We start from the raw sequence: 17,563 nt of genomic DNA on the forward strand, positions 1-17,563 counted from the left end.
CCGCGTCGGCGCCGAGCTCGGAGGCGGAGGCGACCGTCGCGGTCAGCTCCTCCGTGGCGGCGGCCACGGGGGTCGTCGTGGCGGTCGCCGTGCAGCCCGCGAGCACGAGCGCGGCGATCGTCAGCGGGACGGCGGTCAGGGTCAGGCGGCGGCGGAGCATGATGTCTCCTCGGGGCGTCGGGTGGGCAAGCGGTGCTCGGGCGCGAACGGGCCACGCAGCAGGCGCGCCCAGCGGTTGCGGGGAAGGTCGTGGTGGAGGGCGGCGAGCCCGGTCGCATACTTGCTGACGGTGGCCGGGCGGTATCCCTGCCGCCACAGCAGACGGTCGAGCGCGGCGGCCGACGAGGCGGCCTTGGTCTCGACGATCGCGAGCCCGGGCAGCGCGAACCCGGTGCCGTCCGGCTCGATCCAGGTCAACTCGGTGTCGACGGTCGCCCGGGCGGCGCGGTCCGGGGCGAGGAGGGTCGTCCTCCGGTAGCGGGTCGTGAGGGTCGCGCCGAGGTCGTCCGCGCGCTCGGGCGCGACGCCGATCCCGTCGAACGCCGCCGCGACGTCGCCCCTGGCCGCGCTCGTGAGCTCGGCACGGCGGGCGGTGTCGTACTCGTCGCGTTCCTTGACGGTGGTGCCGCGCGCGCCGCGGGTCTTGATCTCCAGGTACGACGACCCGGTGTCGAGGTAGCTGCGCGTGCGCAGCTTGAACCGGCGCCGACGCGGCCGGGCCGCCATGCGGAAGCTCAGCAGGTCGGGCGTGTCGAAGTACACCGACTCGTAGGCGAAGTCGCGGGCGCCATCGATCTCGAGCACGCGCGTGCCGGGGTCGATCGCGGCGAGCACGGCGTCCAGGCCCTCGCGCGGCACGACGTACTTGCGGTCGACGCGGGCGAGCAGGGATGCCTCGGCGACGAGCTCGTCGAGCGTCACCGCGCCGAGGGCGTCGAGGCGGTCGAGGCCGTTCATCGGGTCGCCCCCGTCCCGGCGAGTGCGACGCCGGCCGTGCGCCGCGCGGCGACGCGGTACCGGACGTCCACGAGGGTCGTGTCGTTGACGAGGTCGAGCTCCTGCAACGAGATCGAGGTGACGTCGGCGCCGAGCGTCGAGGCCAGCTCGGCGCGCAGCTCCGTCTCGTCGGCGATCGCGCGATCGATGCGGACGACCTGATGGCGACTGCGGGCGAGCAGGAGCGGGTGGTCGGCCGCCCACATCACCACGAGGATCAGCGCGATCATCGCGGCGACCGGCCAGGGGTCGGTCTGGGGGAGTCCCGCGACGAGCCCGATCGCCAACGCGGCGAAGTAGTACGCCACCTCGCGCTGCGAGATCTCCGAGGAGCGCAGCCGGATGATCGACAGCACGCCGAACAGGCCCAGTCCGAGGCCCATCGCCACCTCGGCCGTGCCGAGGACGGCGGCGACGACGAGCACGCCGACGTTGACGCCGAGGAAGGCGACCACGAGATCGCGGCGGTGGTGACGGCGGTAGTAGAGGCCGAGGCTCAGCACGAGGGCGGCGGCCAGGTCGACGCCGAGGAGGATGAGGGTGGTGAAGGTCATGGAAGTCTCCCGATGGTGATCGTGTCGGCATCCATTCGAGTCATGGACGCTATGCGGTTCCTATGCCCCGTTCCTGCGTCGGGTACGAATCCGGGCGATCCGAACACGAACGTGCGCTGGGCGCCGTAGCCGGTGACGAACAGCACGCCCTCGGTCGCGATCTTGGCCGCGACGAGCGGCACGCCGAGGCCCGTGAGCGCCTCCAGCCATACGACGTTGGAGGCCAGCAGCGCCGACGCCAGGAGCGCGTAGCGCAGGGCCTGACCGGCCGTCCGCCCGTGCACGGGTCGGAAGACCAGCCGCCGGTTGACGGCGAAGTTGACCGAGGCGCTCAGGACGCGCGCCGCGACGATCGAGGGCACCAGCCATCCGGTGAGCGCGGCCAGCACGAGCAGCGCCACCGTGTCGATGGCGAACGCGAGGAGCGACGACCCCGCGAACAGCGCGAGTGGCAGCACGACGCGCAGCGAGTCGACGATCGGGCGGAAGTGGCTCGACGCGTTGGCGTCGAGGTACACCGTCTCGATGGGCAGCTCGCGGGTCGCGACGCCCGCGCGGCCGGAGCGCAGCAGCACGTTCTGCTCGTACTCGAACCGTTCGCCGGGCACGCCCCGCAGCCACGGCAGCACCGGGGAGGGGATGCCGCGAAGTCCCGTCTGCGTGTCCGACAGGGCCCAGCCCGCCGCGAGGCGGAACAGGCCTCGCGCGATCGCGTTGCCCACGCGACTGCGCAGCGGAACCTCGCCGCCGAAGTCCCGGCATCCGAGGATCAGCGTCGACCGCCCCTCGGCCGCGTCCTCGCGGAGCGCCTCCGCCACGCGCAGGACGTCGTGGGGAGTGTGCTGGCCGTCGGCGTCGGCGGTCACGACGTCGTCGCCGGGATGCGTCTCGGCCGCGTACGCGAAGCCGGTCTTCAGCGCCGCCCCCTTGCCGCGGTTGCGGTCGTGGGCGAGCACGGTCGCTCCGGCGGCCCGGACCCGCGCGAAGGTCTCCGCGAAGGCGGCGCCGCTGCCGTCGTCGACCACCACGACGTACACGTCGGGGTCGGCCGCGCGGAGCGCCTCGACGAGCGGCTCCAGGCGGGCGCCGGGCTCGTAGGCCGGGATCAGCACGATCATCGCGCTCACCCCGCCAGGTAGAGGATGTCGCTGGTGCCGCGCTCGCCGCCGTTGGAGGGCCGGTTGACGACGGCGCCGTCGAAGTACATCGTCGACGAGCCGCCGCCGTCGAGGTTGTAGGCGGTCGTCGCGCCGAGGCCCGTCATGATGGCGGCGAGCTCGGTGAGGGTGACGCCCTCGCTGTAGCCGCTCTGCCGGCCGTCGACGACGACGAAGACGAGATGGTTCTCGTCGATCACGCCGACGGCGGTGCGCGGCTGGTCTCCTTGGATGGAGTGGTTGCCGAAGTTCGTGTCGACCTCGACGCTCTCGATGCCGTCGACGACGGCGCCGTCCGCGACGATCGCCGGCCCGAAGCTCAGCGTGTTCCACGCGCCGTCGGCGAGCAGCTCCGCCGCCGACGTGGTCGTCTCGTCGTAGACCTCCACGCGGCCGTCGGCGTAGAAGACCAGGCCCTCGCGCGCCGGCTCGTCACGGTAGACCACGCCGTTGCGGATCACGATGCCGCTGTCGCGGAAGCCGTAGTAGTCGCCGTTGACGGCGAACACCGCGCCGTGCGCGGCCGCGATCCCGCTCGTCGGCTCGATGATGTTCTCGCCGAACTGGTCCTTCGCGAAGGCGCTCCGCAGCGCCGTGGCATCGGAGAGCACCACGTCGGCGACGTAGTAGGTGACCGCGTCGTCGCCGGTTCCGGTGCTGACGGTCGAGATCATGACCGAGCTGCTGTCGTCGCTGTAGGAGGTGTCGGTGAGCGTCACCTCGCCGGTCGCGGCGGCCGTGGCGTCGTCGTCGGCGGACTGCGCGGCCTCGTAGGCCGACACGTCGGAGATCTCGACGTGCTCGATGAGGAAGCGGTCGGCGGCCCAGACCGCGGCGCCGCCACCGGTCAGGGTGAGCGCGATCGCTGCGGCGAGAATCGTGCGGCGGGTGCGTCGTCGTCGTGTCGTATCCATGTCTCATGGGTACGGGCCGCACCTCCGCCGATCGTCTGATCGCGCTATGAGACGCCGATGGACCGCGCGGTGCGCCGTGGTCAGCGCATCGCGTTGCCCGCCGAGCCGAGCTGCTGGGCGGCCTCGACGACGCGCGCGGCCATGGCCGCCTCCGCCGGCTTCCCCCACGAGCGCGGGTCGTACGCCTTCTTGTCGCCGTAGCCGCCGTCGACCTTCAGGACCTTGTTCCAGTTCGACAGCATGTGACCGGCGATCGAGCTCGTGAACGCGTACTGCGTGTCGGTGTCGACGTTCATCTTCACGACGCCGTTCGCGACGGCGGCCGCGATCTCGTCGGGGGCCGATCCCGACCCGCCGTGGAACACGAGGTCGAACGGCCGATCGATCCCGGTCTCGGCGCCGATCGCCGCCTGGATCTCGCCGAGCAGCTCCGGCCGCAGATGGACGGATGCCGGGTTGTACACGCCGTGCACGTTGCCGAACGTCAGCGCGGTGAGGTACCGGCCGCGCTCGCCGACGCCGAGCGCGGCGACGGTCGCACGGGCGTCGTCGACGGTGGTGTAGAGCTCGTCGTTGATGTCGTGCGAGATGCCGTCCTCCTCGCCGCCGACCACGCCGACCTCGATCTCGAGCAGCGTGCGGGCGCGGCCGCTGAGCTCGAGGAGCTCCTCGGCGATGCGCAGGTTCTCGGCGAGCGGGACCGCCGAGCCGTCCCACATGTGCGACTGGTAGAGCGGGTCGAGGCCGCGGGCGCGGCGCTCGATCGAGTCGGCGATCAGCGGACGCACCCAGTCGTCCAGGTTCTCGCGCGGACAGTGGTCGGTGTGCAGGGCGATCGTGACGCCGTAGCCGCGGGCGACCTCGTGGGCGTAGAGCGCGAGCGCCCTGGAGCCCACCGCGCGATCCTGCACGCGCGCCCCGGAGAGGTAGAGCGCGGTGCCGAGCGAGACCTGCACGATGCCGTCGCTCTCGGCGTCGGCGAATCCCTGCAGGGCGGCGTTGAGGGTCTGCGAGCTCGTGACGTTGATCGCCGGGAGGGCGAACCCGCGGGTCTTGGCGTTGTCGATCATCGCGACGTACTGATCGGGGGTGGCGATGGGCATGGGCGTCCTCTCCGGAGGGTCAGCGGCATCCGCACGAAGCGCGGACGTGGAAGGTCGTGTCGATCACCCGACGCCGGAACGGCGCGTCGGCGCCGGCGATGCGGGCGAAGAGCAGGTCGACGGCCTGGCTCCCGACCGTCAGCACATCCTGCGAGACCGCGGTCAGCCGCGGTTCGAACAGGTCGCTCCACTCGAAGTCGTCGTAGGCGGCGAGGGCGATGTCGTCGGGGATCCGGAGGCCCGCCTCGCGGATCGCGCGCATCGCCCCGATGGTCATCGAGTTGTTCAACGTGACGAGCGCCGTGGGGCGGTCCTCGCGACGGAGGAGGGCCGCCACCGCCGCGTGGCTGGTCTCGGCACGCGAGTCGCCCGCGACGATCAGCTCGGGGTCGACGTCGATCCCGTGCGCGGCGAGGCCGTCGCGGAAGCCGGCCTCGCGCTCGACGGTCGTGCCCAGCCCGGGGAGGCCGATCACGGCGGCGATCCGCCGGTGACCGTGCCAGATGAGGTGCTCCACGAGGCGCCGCGACGACTCCCGGCTCTCCGAGACGACCTGGTCGCAGTCCAGCGCCACCCCGCGGTCGATGAGCACGAGGGGCGTCCCGGCGGCGGCGACGCGCGGCGCGCCGGCGTCGAGGAAGCCGCTCGACGGCGCGACGATCAGCCCGTCCACGCGGCGGTCGAGGAGCGACTCGATGACGCGCTGCTCGAGCACCATCTCGTCGTGCGAGTCGCCGAGGACCAGCACGTAGCCGGCATCCGTGACCCGCTTCTCGACGGCGTGCAGCAGCGGGGCGAAGTAGGGGTTGGTGAGTCCCGAGATCACGAGCCCGATGATGTGGGAGTTGCCGCCGGCGAGCGCGCGGGCGGTGCTGTTGCGGCGATAGCCGAGCGCGGTCACGGCGTCCTCGACCCGGGTGCGGGTCTCGGGGCGGACGAACCGGGTCCCGTTGAGCACGTGCGACACGGTCGTCGCCGAGACCGCGGCCCGTCGGGCCACGTCGTCGATGGTCACCACGATGCCGCCGTCCTCTCCGTTGGTCTCGATCGTGTCTCGATTCGGGATGCCGCCGCAGATCGCCCACGCAAGCGCTTGCGCAAGCGCTTGCCTCTGCCTATCGTAGCCATGGTCGGGCGTCTGACCCGAGAGGCAAAGGAGCACTCATATGGATCGCAGGTTTTCGAAGCGGCTGCTGACGACGGCCACGGCGTTCGCGGCGGCGGCCGTCCTCCTCGGCACGACCGCGTGCAGCGGCGGAGGCGGCGAACCCTCGTCCGGGTCCACCGACTCCGGGGAGGCCATCAAGATCGGGCTCATCACGAAGACCGACTCGAACCCCTTCTTCGTGAAGATGCGCGAGTCCGCCGAGGACGCCGCCAAGGCCGCCGGGGCGGATCTCATCCCGCTCGCCGGCGCGTTCGACGGCGACAACGAGGGTCAGGTCGCCGCGATCGAGAACCTGGTCAGCCAGGGCGTCAAGGGCATCATGATCACGCCCAACTCGTCGTCCGGCATCCTCGCCGCCATCAAGCAGGCGCGCGACCAGGGCGTGCTCGTCGTCGCGCTCGACACCGCGACCGATCCCGAGGACGCCGTGGACGCGACGTTCGCGACCGACAACTTCGCCGCGGGCGTCGCGCAGGGCAAGTGGGTCAAGGCGAGCCTCGGCGACAAGGAGCCGCAGGTCCTCATGCTCGACGGCACGCCCGGAGGCACGGTCGACACCTTCCGCCACAACGGCTTCCTGGAGGGCATGGGCCTCACCGAGGACTCCCCGGAGATCCTCGGCAAGGAGAACACCAACGGCGACCAGACGAAGGCGCAGACCGCGATGGAGAACCTGCTCCAGCGCGCGCCCGACGCCAACGCGCTCTACACGATCAACGAGCCCGCGGCGGCGGGCGGCTTCGCGGCCATCAAGGCGGCGGGCAAGCAGGACCAGATCAGCATCGGTTCGATCGACGGGTCGTGCACGGGCGTCGAGAACGTCAAGAACGGCGTGATCGGGGCCACCGTGATGCAGTTCCCGACCAAGATGGCCGAGCAGGGCGTCGAGGCGATCGTGGCCTTCGCGAAGGACGGCACGAAGCCGAAGGCCGGGTTCAACGACACCGGGTCGGTCCTGATCACCGATCAGCCGGTCGACGGGCTGGACTCCGAAGACACCGCCTGGGGCGCGGAGAACTGCTGGGGCTGATCGCCCCGGCCTCTCACACGCCACGTTGCGAGGGGACCGCAGGTCCTGCGGTCCCCTCCTCGGCAGAAGGGCTCTTCCATGACCACTCCCACCATGGCCGCCACGACGTCGGAGAAGCCGTCGCGAAATCTCGGCCGCTTCCTGCAGACGCCGCTGCTCGGCTCGCTGATCGCCCTGATCGTCGCGATCATCGTCTTCAGCGCGATCTCGCCGCGCTTCCTCGCGCCGGGCAACCTGTCGCTCATCCTCCAGCAGTCCGTCGTGATCGGCATCCTGGCCGTCGCGCAGACCCTCATCATCCTGACGGCCGGCATCGACCTGTCGATCGGCGCGATCGCCGTGCTCGGCACCGTCGTCCTGGCGCAGGCGGGCGGCGCCTTCGGGCCGGCCACGGCGCTGCTGATCACGCTGCTCGTGTGCGTCGCGCTCGGCGCGGTCAACGGCGGCCTGGTCACCGCGCTCAGGCTGCCGCCGTTCATCGTGACGCTGGGGACCTTCACCGCGATTGTCGCGGGCACCCGCCTGTTCGCGGGCTCGCAGACCTTCCCGGTGAGCGACCCGGTGCTGACGTTCCTCGGCACGACCTTCAGCATCGGCGGCTTCACCACCACGTACGGCGTCATCACGATGCTGCTCGTCTACGCGGTCATGGGATACGCGCTGACGCAGACCGCGTGGGGCCGGCACGTGTACGCGGTCGGCGGCAACCCCAATGCCGCGCAGCTGTCGGGCGTCAAGACGAACCGCACGATCTTCTCGGTGTACATCCTCGCCGGCGTCATCGCGATGATCGCCGCGTGGGCGGCCCTCGGGCGCATCCCGAACGCCGATCCCAACGCCTACCAGAACGCGAACCTCGAGACGATCACGGCCGTCGTGATCGGCGGGACCAGCCTGTTCGGCGGTCGCGGAGGCGTGCTCGGCACCCTCGTCGGCACCCTGATCGTCGGCGTGCTCCGCAACGGGCTCACGCTGGCGGGCGTCGACAACCTCTACCAGAACATCGCCACCGGCGCCCTCGTGATCGTCGCCGTCGCGGTCGATCAGTTCATGCGCCGCAAGACGGCCCGATAGGCCCGGAGGAGAGACGATGAACGACCAGACGACGCAGACCCTGGCGCTCCAGGCGCGGGGCCTCGTGAAGCGATACGGCAGCGTGACCGCGATCAACGGCGCGGACTTCGACCTGCGCCGCGGCGAGGTGCTCGCCGTGATCGGCGACAACGGCGCGGGCAAGTCGAGCCTGATCAAGGCGCTCGCCGGCGCCGTGATCCCCGACGAGGGCGAGATCCGCATGAACGGGGAGCCGGTGCACTTCCGCAACACGGGCGACGCCCGTGCCGCGGGGATCGAGACGGTGTACCAGGACCTCGCCGTGATCCCGGCCCTCGACATCGCGTCGAACCTCTACCTCGGCCGCGAGATCCGGCGCAAGGGCATCATGGGCTCGGTGTTCCGGCGGCTCGACATGCCCGCGATGCGGGCGGAGGCGGCCAAGCACCTCTCCGAGCTGAAGATCGGCATCAAGTCGGTCAACCAGGCCGTCGAGACCCTCTCCGGCGGTCAGCGCCAGGGCGTCGCGGTCTCCCGCGCCGCCGCGTTCGGCAAGGGCGTGATCATCATGGACGAGCCGACCGCCGCCCTCGGCGTGCGGGAGTCCGGCCAGGTGATCGAGCTGATCAAGTCGATCCGCGACCGCGGCATCCCGGTGGTGCTCATCAGCCACGACATGCCGCACGTGTTCGAGGTGGCCGACCGCATCCACGTGCATCGTCTCGGACGCCGCGCCGCCGTCGTGGATCCGCGCGAGCGCACGATGTCGGAGGTCGTGGCGCTCATGACCGGCGCGGAGCGTCCGACCGACCTCGAGGCCGCGGGCGGTGCCTGACGCGCACCCCCCGCGCGGGCTGTTCGTGGGGCTCGCCACCCTCGACGTGATCCACCGGGTGGTGGCGGCGCCCGGGCGCAACGAGAAGATCACCGCGACCGCGCAGTTCGTGGCCGCCGGAGGCCCCGCCGCCAACGCCGCCGTGACGTTCGCCGCGCTCGGCGGCGAGGCGGTGCTGCTCACCGCGCTCGGCACGAGTCCCATCGCCCGCGCCGTCGTCGACGAGCTGGCGGGCGTCGGCGTCCGTGTCATCGACATCGCGGGGGAGTATGCCGGCGATCCACCGGTCTCCGCCGTGGCGGTCACAGAGTCGACCGGCGATCGCGCGGTCGTCGGCGGGGATGCCGCGGCGCTGGTGTTCCCGCCGCCTCCCGCCGGCGAGCTCGCCGAGCTGGCCGCCGCCGCCGACGTCGTGCTGGTGGACGGACATCACCCGCCCCTCGCCGTCGCGGCGGCCGACGCCGCCCGGGCGGCCGGTCGCCCCGGCGTGGTCGACGCGGGGCGCTGGAAGCCCGTGATGGCGGAGCTGCTGCCGAGGGTCACCGATGTCGTGGCATCCGCCGACTTCCGCCTGCCCGGCTCGCCCGGCACCGACGACACCATGCGCCGACTCGTCGAGGCCGGCACGCCCGTCGTGGTCGCGACGGCGGGAAGCGGGCCGGTGCGCTGGGCGGCCGGAGGCGAGCACGGCGAGTCGCCCGTGCCGCGCGTCCACGCGGTCGACACGCTCGGCGCCGGCGACGTGTTCCACGGCGCGTACGCGCACGCCCTCGCCCGCGGCGTCGGCGTCGAGCGCCGCATCGCCTTCGCGAGCCGCGTCGCGGCCGTCCGATGCGAGATGATCGGACCACGCAGTTGGCTGCATGCGATCGCCGGGATCGCGCAGGGCGAGGGAGACGCATGAACGAGCGGGACGAGACGGACGCGACGGGCGCGGTGGATGCCGCGGACACGACGCTCGCGCAGCTGATCGAGCGCGCCCGTGCCCTCGCCTCCCGGGGCGAGCGGGTGATCCTCGGGATCACCGGCGCACCCGGCGCGGGCAAGTCGACGCTCGCGGAGCGGATCGTCGCGGAGCTCGGGGACGAGCTCGCCGTGCTCGTGCCGATGGACGGCTACCACCTCGCGAACGTCGTGCTGGACGACCTCGGATACCGCGCGCGCAAGGGCGCGCCGCACACGTTCGACGCCTTCGGCTACCTGTCGCTGATGCGGCGCATCCACGCGCAGCGCGAGAACGCCGCCGCGGGGATCGACGGCGTCGTCTACGCGCCGCAGTTCCGTCGCGACCTCGAGGAGCCGGTCGGCTCGGCGATCCCGGTGCACCCGGAGACCCCGCTCGTGGTCACCGAGGGCAACTACCTGCTGCTCGAGGAGGAGCCGTGGCCGCACGTGCGGGCGCTGGTCGACGAGACGTGGTTCCTCGCGCCCGACGAGTCGCAGCGGCTGGCCTGGCTGATCGACCGCCACGTGCGGTTCGGGCGCTCGCCCGACGAGGCGCGGGAGCGGTCGCTGGGCAGCGACCAGCGCAACGCCGAGGCGATCACCGCGACGGCCGGTCGCGCCGACGCGGTCTTCCGGCTCACGGGCGTCTGACCCGTCCCACCGGAGATACATCGGTCGCACGAACGCCGGAGGAGGGGACGCCCCCTCGGTCGCCCCCTCCTCCGATCTTGCGCGCTACGCGTGCGTGGCGCGCCGGCGCCTCAGCTGCAGGACCGCACCGGCGGTCAGGAGCAGCAGACCGACCGTCGACGCCAGCCACGGCACCATCGCGCCGGTCACCGCGAGCAGGTCGGGGATGACGGCGCGAGCGGTCGACGACGCGCTCGCCGGCGTCTCGCCGCGGACCGGCACGACCGAGGCGGATGCCGTGTTGGTCACGGTGCCGGCATCCACGTCCGCCTTCGAGAGCACGTAGCTCGCCGAGCAGACCGCCTTCTGACCCGCGCCGAGCGGCCCCTCCGGGCAGGTGATCGCCGAGAGCGCGTTGGTGCCCGAGAAGGAGCCCTCGGTGACGGTGTACTCGGTGAGAGTGACGTTGCCGGTGTTCGTCACCACGAACCGGTAGGCGATGGTGTCGCCCGCCGAGCGCGCGGTGCCGACGTCGGCGATCTTCTCGAACGTGAACGCCGGGGCGGCGTCGATCTCGATGCCGGTGCCGGACTCCTCGCTCTCGACCGCCCCGCCGTCGGGGTCGGTGGCCGTCGCCGTGGCGGTGTTCGTCACGGAGCCGCCGTCGGCGTCCTCCTGCGTCAGCACGTAGGTCGCGCGGCACTCCACCGTCGCGCCCGGGAGCAGGCGCGCGGCGTCCTCGTCGCACTCGGCGGGCGAGAGCGTGCCGGTGCCGGTGAACGCGCCCTCCGCGATGCCGACGTCCAGCACCGGGACGTTCCCGGTGTTCTCGACGGCGAACGTGTAGGTGACGACGTCGCCGGGCGCGTACGCCCCGGCCTCGGCGTGATCCGACGTCTTCACGACCGACAGCGCGGGTGCCGGGGTGGTGGTGGGCGTCGTGACCGATCCGGTGGTCGTGATGCGCGCCGCGGGGTTCTCGCTCCCCGGCGGGAGCGCGGATGCCGTCGCGGTGTTCTCCACGCCGCCCGCCGTCACGTCGGCCGGGGTGATCGTGTACGGCTGCACGGTGCGGCACACGGTCGACGCGCCCGGGGCAAGCGTCGTGGCGTCGCACGTCGTGGCGCCGACCTTCGGGTCGGCGACCTCGAGGCCGTGCAGCTCCAGCTCCCCGTCGTTGGTGACGGCGAACGTGTAGTGCTGCAGGTCGCCCGCGTCGACGAGACCGTCGTCGTTCACGTCGGTCCACTCGCCGGCCTCCTTCACGAGCGCGAGCGAGCGCTCCTTGGCCGTGTTGGTGACGGTGCAGACGATGCCGTCGCCCGGGGCGGGCGTGACGGTCTTGCTCATGCCGTCGCCCGAGGGCAGCACGGTGTCGGAGCCCGTCGCCGAGTTCGTGCACGACCACGCGGTGTCGTAGTTGCTCGGGAGCATGCCCGACCCGGCGCCGACCGCCTCGGTGAGGGTGAACTCGCCGACCGGCAGGACCGTCTGTCCTCCGGTCGTGCCGGTGAGCGCGCCGCCGGTCGACGCGGCGCCGGCCACGGTGCCGCCCGGCGTCGAGATCGTGAGGTCGACGGCGTCGGCCGGGTCGACCAGCTCGGTGAAGACCTTGCGCAGCTCGATCTTGCTGAACTCGAAGCCGAAGACGACGTCCTGCACGCCGCCGCCCAGGACGTCCGCCGAGATCCAGCCGGCATCCGTCGCGGCGACGATCGGCGCGCCGAAGACGCCGCCGTTGCACACGACGGTGGTCGTGCCGAGCCCGGGCGGGACGCCGCAGCCGAAGCCGGTCTCGGCGAGCTCGCCGATCTGCCGGAACGGCTGGTCGGAGTTCCACGTGATGCCCTCGTTCGAGCCCATGGCCTCGGCGTCCATCGTGAGCATCGAGTAGCCCTGCACGGGAGCGCCCTGCGGGTCGGTGACCGAGATGTTCTCGACCGTGTAGCGGATGACGCCGTTGCCGGAGGTGAGGGCCGGCTCGCCGGTCACGCCGACGTAGACCGAGCGGCCGAAGACCGATCCGCTCCAGGTCGGGACGCCGCGCGACGCCGGGGTGCCGGAGCCGACGACGTTCTCCCACGTGAGGTCGAAGTCGGCCCGATAGTCGCCGGGGAGCGGGATCGTGAAGTGCTGGCCTGCGGCGGCCGCGCCGGCGTCGAAGTCGCTGAAGTCGATCCAGCAGATGGTCTCGGCGTGCGGGCCTCCGGCGCCGTACGAGCAGCCGACCGGATCGGCCGCCGCGGCCGGTGCCGCTCCGACGACGCCGGCCAGCCCGACGACGCCCAGCGCGAGCGCCGTGCTCGCGATCTGCGCGATGCGCCGGCGCAGCCGCGTGGCCGCCGAGCCCCATCTCCTCTTCGATGTCCGCATGCGCGAACTCCTCACCTCAGACGTACGTCTGACATCGCTCCGGGCGCGCCGAGCACGCCTCGCCTCGAGACGCGCGGGCGCGCGTCTCGCGTTCGAGACGCGCTGGGGGTGGCGCCTCGCGGTCGAGGCGCCACTGGGGTGGGCCTCGCGGGCAGAGGAGCGCCGTGACACTCCTCGCAGGCAACATCCTGGCCGTCGGAGAGAAGCGGACCCCAGCTCAGAGGGCGAATTTCACTCTTGCACGGGGCGTTCTCATCCCGCCCTCATCCCGGCCCTCACTCGGGAAGGATGCCGGGGATCAGTCCCTCGGAAGCCGCCGCCACGCGTCGAGCCCGACGACGACCACGTCGGCCAGCGGCTCGTCCGGCATCGCGGAGAGCTCGAACCACTCCGCCTTGTCGGTCGTGCCGCCCACCTCGACGACGCCGAGCGTGCCGCCGACGATGCGCGCCCGATACAGGATGCGCAGCGAGCGGAACGGCCGCCCGCCCGGCAGCGCCGCGCGCGCGAAGGAGTGCGTCGCGAGCGGGCCGATGAGCTCGACGCGATACCCGGACTCCTCGTACGCCTCCCGGACGATGGCATCCTCCACCGACTCGTCGAACTCGACCCCGCCGCCCGGCAGTGACCAGCAGGGCGTCGCGCGTCCGGGGCCGCCGTTGAACCACGTGAGCAGGATGCGGCCGTCCTCGACGATCACCGCGTAGGCGGCGACGCGCGTGTCGTACTCGGTGTAGTGCAGCGGCACCGCGGCGTCCGACCCGATGGCATCCATCCCCCCATCGTCGCAGACGGTCGCGGGCTCCCGCGCACGCGCACCCTCTGTCGCACGGCGGCGAACGCGAGTACGCTGTGGCCCGTTCCCGCTCAGCGATGAGACCCGACGAGAACGCATGAGGCGTCGAGCGATCGGGGGCCCCGGATGTCCGAGGGTGTTTCTCCAGGAGACATCGCGCGCGATGTCTCGTCCCGTCTTCCCCGCACGGGTGCCGCGGAGCGGTTCCATGCCGGCTGGCGGTTCGTCCCCGAGGCCGACCGCCTGACCCTGCCGTCGTGGCTCGGCGCGGCGCGGCAGCCCGACGTGTCGGTCGACGTGATCCGCGGACGCGACCTCGTCGCGCTCTCGGTCGACGTCTTCGGCGCCGAGGTCAGGGTCGACGGCGACGGTCCGCCGCACCTGGAGCGCACCGGCGCGGGGCCGTGGCTCCTGGTCGTCACCTTCCCGTTCCAGCACGCGCACGAGCAGGCGCAGTACGTCACCGACACCGGCGCGTCGATCTATCCCGATCCGCTCGACCCGACCAAGACGGTGCCCGCGCCGCCGGGCGCGCCGGCGACAGGGGTGTCGTCGAACCAGGCGCCCGCGATGCCGGTCGGCTTCCGCCCGGCCCGGCGGAGCCGCCTCGTGTTCGAGATCGGTCCCGACGATCGCGTCGAGTTCACGCGCGCCGGCATCCTGCGCGCCATGACCGAGCTGGCACCGGTCCTGCACCCGAACGCGGCCCCGCCGGGCCGTAACGGCTCGATCGACGACGCCACCGACCGCACCCGGTTCGTGTGGGTGGGCGTCGACCTCGTCGCCCGCTACACCGGCTCGCGGATCCTGATCGACCGTGCGACGGCCGCCGACCGGCGCGTGCAGCCGCCGCCGGACGCCGCGACCGCCGTCGGCGCGCTGCGCCTGGCGCAGAACCTGCGCAACGTCCGGGTGGATGCCGGGCGCACCACGATGGCGGCGGCCGAGGTCCTCGGCGCGAACGCGGAGCTGCCGTCGGCGTTGCGCGACCTCGTGACCCGGCCGCCGCGCATCTCGATCCCGCGCGCCAGCTACTCCAGCAGGCCCACCGACGAGCAGACCGCGATCGAGGCGCCCTATCGGCTCGTGATCTCGCCCTCCAGCGAGGGGCGCTGGGTGCACGCCGACGCGCCGGTGGTCGCGTCGGACTCGCGGCGCAGCGTCGAGCTGTGGCACAGCAGGCTGGGCCTCGAGGGCCCCGGCGGGGTCACCGAGCGCAACGACGGCCGCCGCATCGTACGGGCGATCTGGACGCGCGACCGCGACGGGCTGCCCCAGAGCGAGTGGCGGAAGAACGAGGACAGCGACCTGAGCCACCCGCTGTCGACGCCGCAGGGCGGTGCCGACCAGCCGTTCCGCGGCTCGCTCAACCGCGCCGACCGGCACCGGATCGTGCGCCAGACGGCGGAGCGCTGGCCCGGCATCACCGACCCGCGGTCGGTGCGCCCGGTGCGTGTCGACAAGCTGTGGCTGTCGTCGCTCGGCGCGTGGCTCGACCTGCACGGCTCGTGGTACACGAAGGAGTACTCCAACCTCACGCCCGGGATGCCGTCGGTGCTGGCGTGGGACCACATCGCCCCGCTCGGTCGCGACCAGTGGGTGCGGGTCGTGTATCCCGGCTATCTGTATCCCACCGGGCATCCCGCTGCCCTCGTCAAGATCACCGAGCGCCGCGTCACGCAGAACCCGGCGGTCGCGAGCCTGTACCAGATCAAGTTCCTCGTGGTGAGCGAGCCGAGCCGCACGTACGACGCCGCGGACTGGCTGTTCTCGCGCGTCGACCTCACGCCGACCACGACGCCGCCGCTCGCCGACCCCGACGCGGTGGCGAACGACGCGTACAGCAGCCAGACCTACTTCTGGCCGCAGTTGGGCGACGGCTCGTACTTCGCGTTCTCGCTCGACGTGCAGGACAAGGACGGCCGCCCGGGGAGCCTCCGCGCGCCCCTCCTGTGGGTCGCCGAGCACTTCGACAAGCCGGCCCAGGTCGACGCCGAGTACGACGGCGACCCCAAGCGCGTGATCCCCGCGTTCGGTCAGGCCTTCGCGTACACGCCGCGCTCGTCGGCGGGCGACTCGGTCACCGAGACGCAGACGCTGCGCTTCCGCGGCCGGGCCGCGCGCGGCGAGTCGACGCCGTTCCTGAGCTCGGCCGACGTCGTGATGGATGCCGCGCGACGCCTGTCGAACGTCGGCCCGATCCGCATCGTGTACAACGACGCCTATCTCGCGCACGGCCTCGGCGAGCAGGCCGGCGACGCCAATCGCGGCCAGCTGTGGGCGAACGTCCTGCTGCCGGAGGCGAAGACCGACCGGCAGGGCGTGCTCGACGAGGTCGTCGCGCTCCCGGCGGTGTCGTTCGGCACCCCGTCGGCCGGAAGCGACCGCGCGGGCGGCTTCGTGACCCCCGACCTCCCCATCCGCGGCCTCTCCACGCTCACCGGGGCGGTCGGCGACGTCGCGAACATGGAGGACCTGACCTTCGACCCGAAGGAGTTCTTCAAGGGCGCGTTCCCGAAGCTCTTCGGACTCGTCGACCTGTGGGAGCTGATCGAGAACGTCACCGATCTCGCGAACATGCCGAGCCTCGCGAGCGAGGCGATCGAAGCGGTCACCAAGCTCGTCGACGACGTCCAGCGGCTGATCACGACGCTGCAAGAGGTCGTGGCATCCGCCCCCGCCGACGCGGCGAACGCCGCGCAGGCCGCGCTCACGCCGATCGAGGGCGTCTTCGCCGCGATCGGCGACCTGCTCGCGCCGGACAACCCGGCGCCGGTGAGCGACCGCATCGCGGGCCTGTCCACCGCGTTCCAGAACGTGGCCGGCGCGCTCGGCGCGGTGCCGACGACGCATCCGCTCGTCCCGCCGGTCGTGCGGACGACCCTCGCCTCGCTCGTGGACGCGATCGGCACCGCCGCGACGGCGACCGACCTCATCGCGCAGTTGACGCGGCTGCTCGAGACGTTCGAGCCGGGTCGGCTGGAGGCGTCGTTCCGCTACGACTTCCACCCGAAGCTGTTCACGCACTGGCCGGACGCCGACTTCACGCTCATCGAGCTGCCCCCGGACGGCTTCACGCTCGCCGTCGAGGGCCGCGTGTCGGGCACCGGGTCGGCGTCGGTGCGGGCGATGGCCGAGATCCGCGGGCTCACGCTGCACCTGTTCGGCAAGGAGGACCAGGATGCCGCGCCGCTCGTGCGCATCCCGTTCGAGAACATCTCGTTCATCGCCGGCAGCGACGGCAAGGCCGAGGTCGACGTCAACCTCGGCGAGATCACGTTCCTCGGCGTCCTGAGCTTCGTCGAGGTGCTGAAGGACTTCATCCCGCTCGACGGGTTCAGCGACCCGCCGTTCCTCGAGGTCGACACGTCGGGCCTGAAGGCCGGCTTCACCCTCCCGATCCCGAGCGTGTCGGTCGGCGTCTTCAACCTCTCGAACATCTCCCTCGGCGCCGACGTGCAGGTGCCGTTCCTCGGCGAGGCGCTCAGCTTCGGGTTCAACTTCTGCACGCGGGAGCGGCCGTTCAACCTCTCGGTCATGTGCATCGGCGGCGGCGGCTGGTTCCTCATCCGGTTGAACCCCAAGGGGCTCACGGTGCTCGAGCTGGGCCTGGAGGCGGGCGTCATGCTCGCGGTCGACTTCGGCGTGGCATCCGGCTCCATCTCGGCGACCGTCGGCGTCTACCTGCGGCTGGAGTCCGAGAAGGGCTCGCTCACCGGGTATTTCCGCCTGCGCGGCGAGGTCGACGTGCTGGGGCTCATCTCGGCGTCGATCGAGCTGTACCTGGAGCTCGTGTACCACTTCGACTCCGGGAAGATGATCGGCACCGCGCGGCTGACGATCGAGGTGTCGGTGCTCTGCTTCTCGGGGAGCGTCACGATCGAGTGCACGAGGCAGTTCGCGGGCTCGAAGGGCGATCCGTCGCTGCGAGATCAGCTGCTCGAACCCGACGGCACCGCTCCGGCGTGGGACGAGTACTGGCGCGCGTTCGCGCTGGAAGGGGCGTGAG

14 protein-coding genes are annotated in these 17,563 nt (G+C 72.1%); 6 read left to right on the plus strand and 8 right to left on the minus strand.

Annotated features, from left to right (window positions below):
• Nucleotides 1–141: 141 nt before the first annotated feature.
• The 6 genes from WML84_RS01490 to WML84_RS01515 all read right to left on the minus strand — a co-directional run bounded on the left by WML84_RS01490 (nt 142) and on the right by WML84_RS01515 (nt 5,742).
• Nucleotides 142–957, minus strand: a complete 816-nt coding sequence (locus WML84_RS01490; RefSeq protein WP_347344390.1) for a VTC domain-containing protein — start codon at nt 955–957, stop codon at nt 142–144.
• Nucleotides 954–1,550, minus strand: coding sequence for a DUF4956 domain-containing protein (locus WML84_RS01495; protein WP_347344391.1), 597 nt, complete (start codon nt 1,548–1,550; stop codon nt 954–956). Before WML84_RS01495 ends, WML84_RS01490 begins: the two co-directional genes overlap by 4 nt.
• Nucleotides 1,547–2,668 carry a bifunctional glycosyltransferase family 2/GtrA family protein gene (locus WML84_RS01500; protein WP_347344421.1) on the minus strand — a complete coding sequence of 374 codons (1,122 nt, stop codon included), beginning with the start codon at nt 2,666–2,668 and terminating at the stop codon, nt 1,547–1,549. The genes WML84_RS01495 and WML84_RS01500 overlap by 4 nt, the downstream gene beginning before the upstream one ends.
• A gap of 5 nt (nt 2,669–2,673) precedes the next feature.
• Complete coding sequence (locus tag WML84_RS01505; protein WP_347344392.1) at nt 2,674–3,621, minus strand: phosphodiester glycosidase family protein; 948 nt, start codon at nt 3,619–3,621, stop codon at nt 2,674–2,676.
• An 80-nt stretch (nt 3,622–3,701) separates the two neighbouring features.
• The gene (gene fbaA, locus WML84_RS01510) at nt 3,702–4,724 is read right to left on the minus strand and encodes a class II fructose-bisphosphate aldolase (RefSeq protein ID WP_347344393.1); all 1,023 of its coding nucleotides are present in this window, start codon (nt 4,722–4,724) and stop codon (nt 3,702–3,704) included.
• Between the two features lie 19 nt (nt 4,725–4,743).
• Nucleotides 4,744–5,742, minus strand: a complete 999-nt coding sequence (locus tag WML84_RS01515; RefSeq protein WP_347344394.1) for a LacI family DNA-binding transcriptional regulator — start codon at nt 5,740–5,742, stop codon at nt 4,744–4,746.
• A gap of 148 nt (nt 5,743–5,890) precedes the next feature.
• Here WML84_RS01515 and WML84_RS01520 point away from each other — a divergent pair, with 148 nt between their 5' ends.
• The 5 genes from WML84_RS01520 to WML84_RS01540 all read left to right on the plus strand — a co-directional run bounded on the left by WML84_RS01520 (nt 5,891) and on the right by WML84_RS01540 (nt 10,406).
• The gene (locus tag WML84_RS01520; RefSeq protein ID WP_347344395.1) at nt 5,891–6,922 is read left to right on the plus strand and encodes a substrate-binding domain-containing protein; all 1,032 of its coding nucleotides are present in this window, start codon (nt 5,891–5,893) and stop codon (nt 6,920–6,922) included.
• Between the two features lie 78 nt (nt 6,923–7,000).
• Nucleotides 7,001–7,996 carry an ABC transporter permease gene (locus WML84_RS01525; RefSeq protein ID WP_347344396.1) on the plus strand — a complete coding sequence of 332 codons (996 nt, stop codon included), beginning with the start codon at nt 7,001–7,003 and terminating at the stop codon, nt 7,994–7,996.
• A gap of 16 nt (nt 7,997–8,012) precedes the next feature.
• Entirely contained in the window at nt 8,013–8,810 is a 798-nt protein-coding gene (locus tag WML84_RS01530; RefSeq protein WP_347344397.1) for an ATP-binding cassette domain-containing protein, read from the plus strand.
• Nucleotides 8,803–9,714: a PfkB family carbohydrate kinase gene (locus WML84_RS01535; RefSeq protein WP_347344398.1), complete on the plus strand. Its 912-nt coding sequence runs from the start codon at nt 8,803–8,805 to the stop codon at nt 9,712–9,714. The genes WML84_RS01530 and WML84_RS01535 overlap by 8 nt, the downstream gene beginning before the upstream one ends.
• Nucleotides 9,711–10,406: a nucleoside/nucleotide kinase family protein gene (locus WML84_RS01540; RefSeq protein ID WP_347344399.1), complete on the plus strand. Its 696-nt coding sequence runs from the start codon at nt 9,711–9,713 to the stop codon at nt 10,404–10,406. The genes WML84_RS01535 and WML84_RS01540 overlap by 4 nt, the downstream gene beginning before the upstream one ends.
• A gap of 84 nt (nt 10,407–10,490) precedes the next feature.
• On the opposite strand, the gene WML84_RS01545 is transcribed toward WML84_RS01540, so the two are convergent.
• Together WML84_RS01545 and WML84_RS01550 are read right to left on the minus strand one after the other, a co-directional pair.
• Nucleotides 10,491–12,758 (minus strand): hypothetical protein, encoded by a 2,268-nt coding sequence (locus WML84_RS01545; protein WP_347344400.1) that lies wholly within the window; start codon nt 12,756–12,758, stop codon nt 10,491–10,493.
• Between the two features lie 298 nt (nt 12,759–13,056).
• Nucleotides 13,057–13,533 (minus strand): NUDIX domain-containing protein, encoded by a 477-nt coding sequence (locus WML84_RS01550; protein ID WP_347344401.1) that lies wholly within the window; start codon nt 13,531–13,533, stop codon nt 13,057–13,059.
• Between the two features lie 147 nt (nt 13,534–13,680).
• On the opposite strand from WML84_RS01550, the gene WML84_RS01555 reads away from it, so the two are divergent.
• Nucleotides 13,681–17,562, plus strand: coding sequence for a hypothetical protein (locus WML84_RS01555; RefSeq protein ID WP_347344402.1), 3,882 nt, complete (start codon nt 13,681–13,683; stop codon nt 17,560–17,562).
• Nucleotide 17,563 lies beyond the last annotated feature (1 nt).

Origin of the sequence: Microbacterium sp., from assembly GCF_039812165.1 — a bacterium.
Lineage (GTDB): Bacteria > Actinomycetota > Actinomycetes > Actinomycetales > Microbacteriaceae > Microbacterium.

Excerpts from the sequence above, each read along its gene's own strand:
- WML84_RS01490 (WP_347344390.1), bottom strand. The coding sequence starts at position 957 with ATGAACGGCCTCGACCGCCTCGACGCCCTCGGCGCGGTGACGCTCGAC.
- WML84_RS01495 (WP_347344391.1), bottom strand. The coding sequence starts at position 1,550 with ATGACCTTCACCACCCTCATCCTCCTCGGCGTCGACCTGGCCGCCGCC.
- WML84_RS01500 (WP_347344421.1), bottom strand. The coding sequence starts at position 2,668 with ATGATCGTGCTGATCCCGGCCTACGAGCCCGGCGCCCGCCTGGAGCCG.
- WML84_RS01505 (WP_347344392.1), bottom strand. The coding sequence starts at position 3,621 with ATGGATACGACACGACGACGACGCACCCGCCGCACGATTCTCGCCGCA.
- fbaA (WP_347344393.1), bottom strand. The coding sequence starts at position 4,724 with ATGCCCATCGCCACCCCCGATCAGTACGTCGCGATGATCGACAACGCC.
- WML84_RS01520 (WP_347344395.1), top strand. The coding sequence starts at position 5,891 with ATGGATCGCAGGTTTTCGAAGCGGCTGCTGACGACGGCCACGGCGTTC.
- WML84_RS01525 (WP_347344396.1), top strand. The coding sequence starts at position 7,001 with ATGACCACTCCCACCATGGCCGCCACGACGTCGGAGAAGCCGTCGCGA.
- WML84_RS01530 (WP_347344397.1), top strand. The coding sequence starts at position 8,013 with ATGAACGACCAGACGACGCAGACCCTGGCGCTCCAGGCGCGGGGCCTC.
- WML84_RS01540 (WP_347344399.1), top strand. The coding sequence starts at position 9,711 with ATGAACGAGCGGGACGAGACGGACGCGACGGGCGCGGTGGATGCCGCG.
- WML84_RS01545 (WP_347344400.1), bottom strand. The coding sequence starts at position 12,758 with ATGCGGACATCGAAGAGGAGATGGGGCTCGGCGGCCACGCGGCTGCGC.
- WML84_RS01550 (WP_347344401.1), bottom strand. The coding sequence starts at position 13,533 with ATGGATGCCATCGGGTCGGACGCCGCGGTGCCGCTGCACTACACCGAG.
- WML84_RS01555 (WP_347344402.1), top strand. The coding sequence starts at position 13,681 with ATGTCCGAGGGTGTTTCTCCAGGAGACATCGCGCGCGATGTCTCGTCC.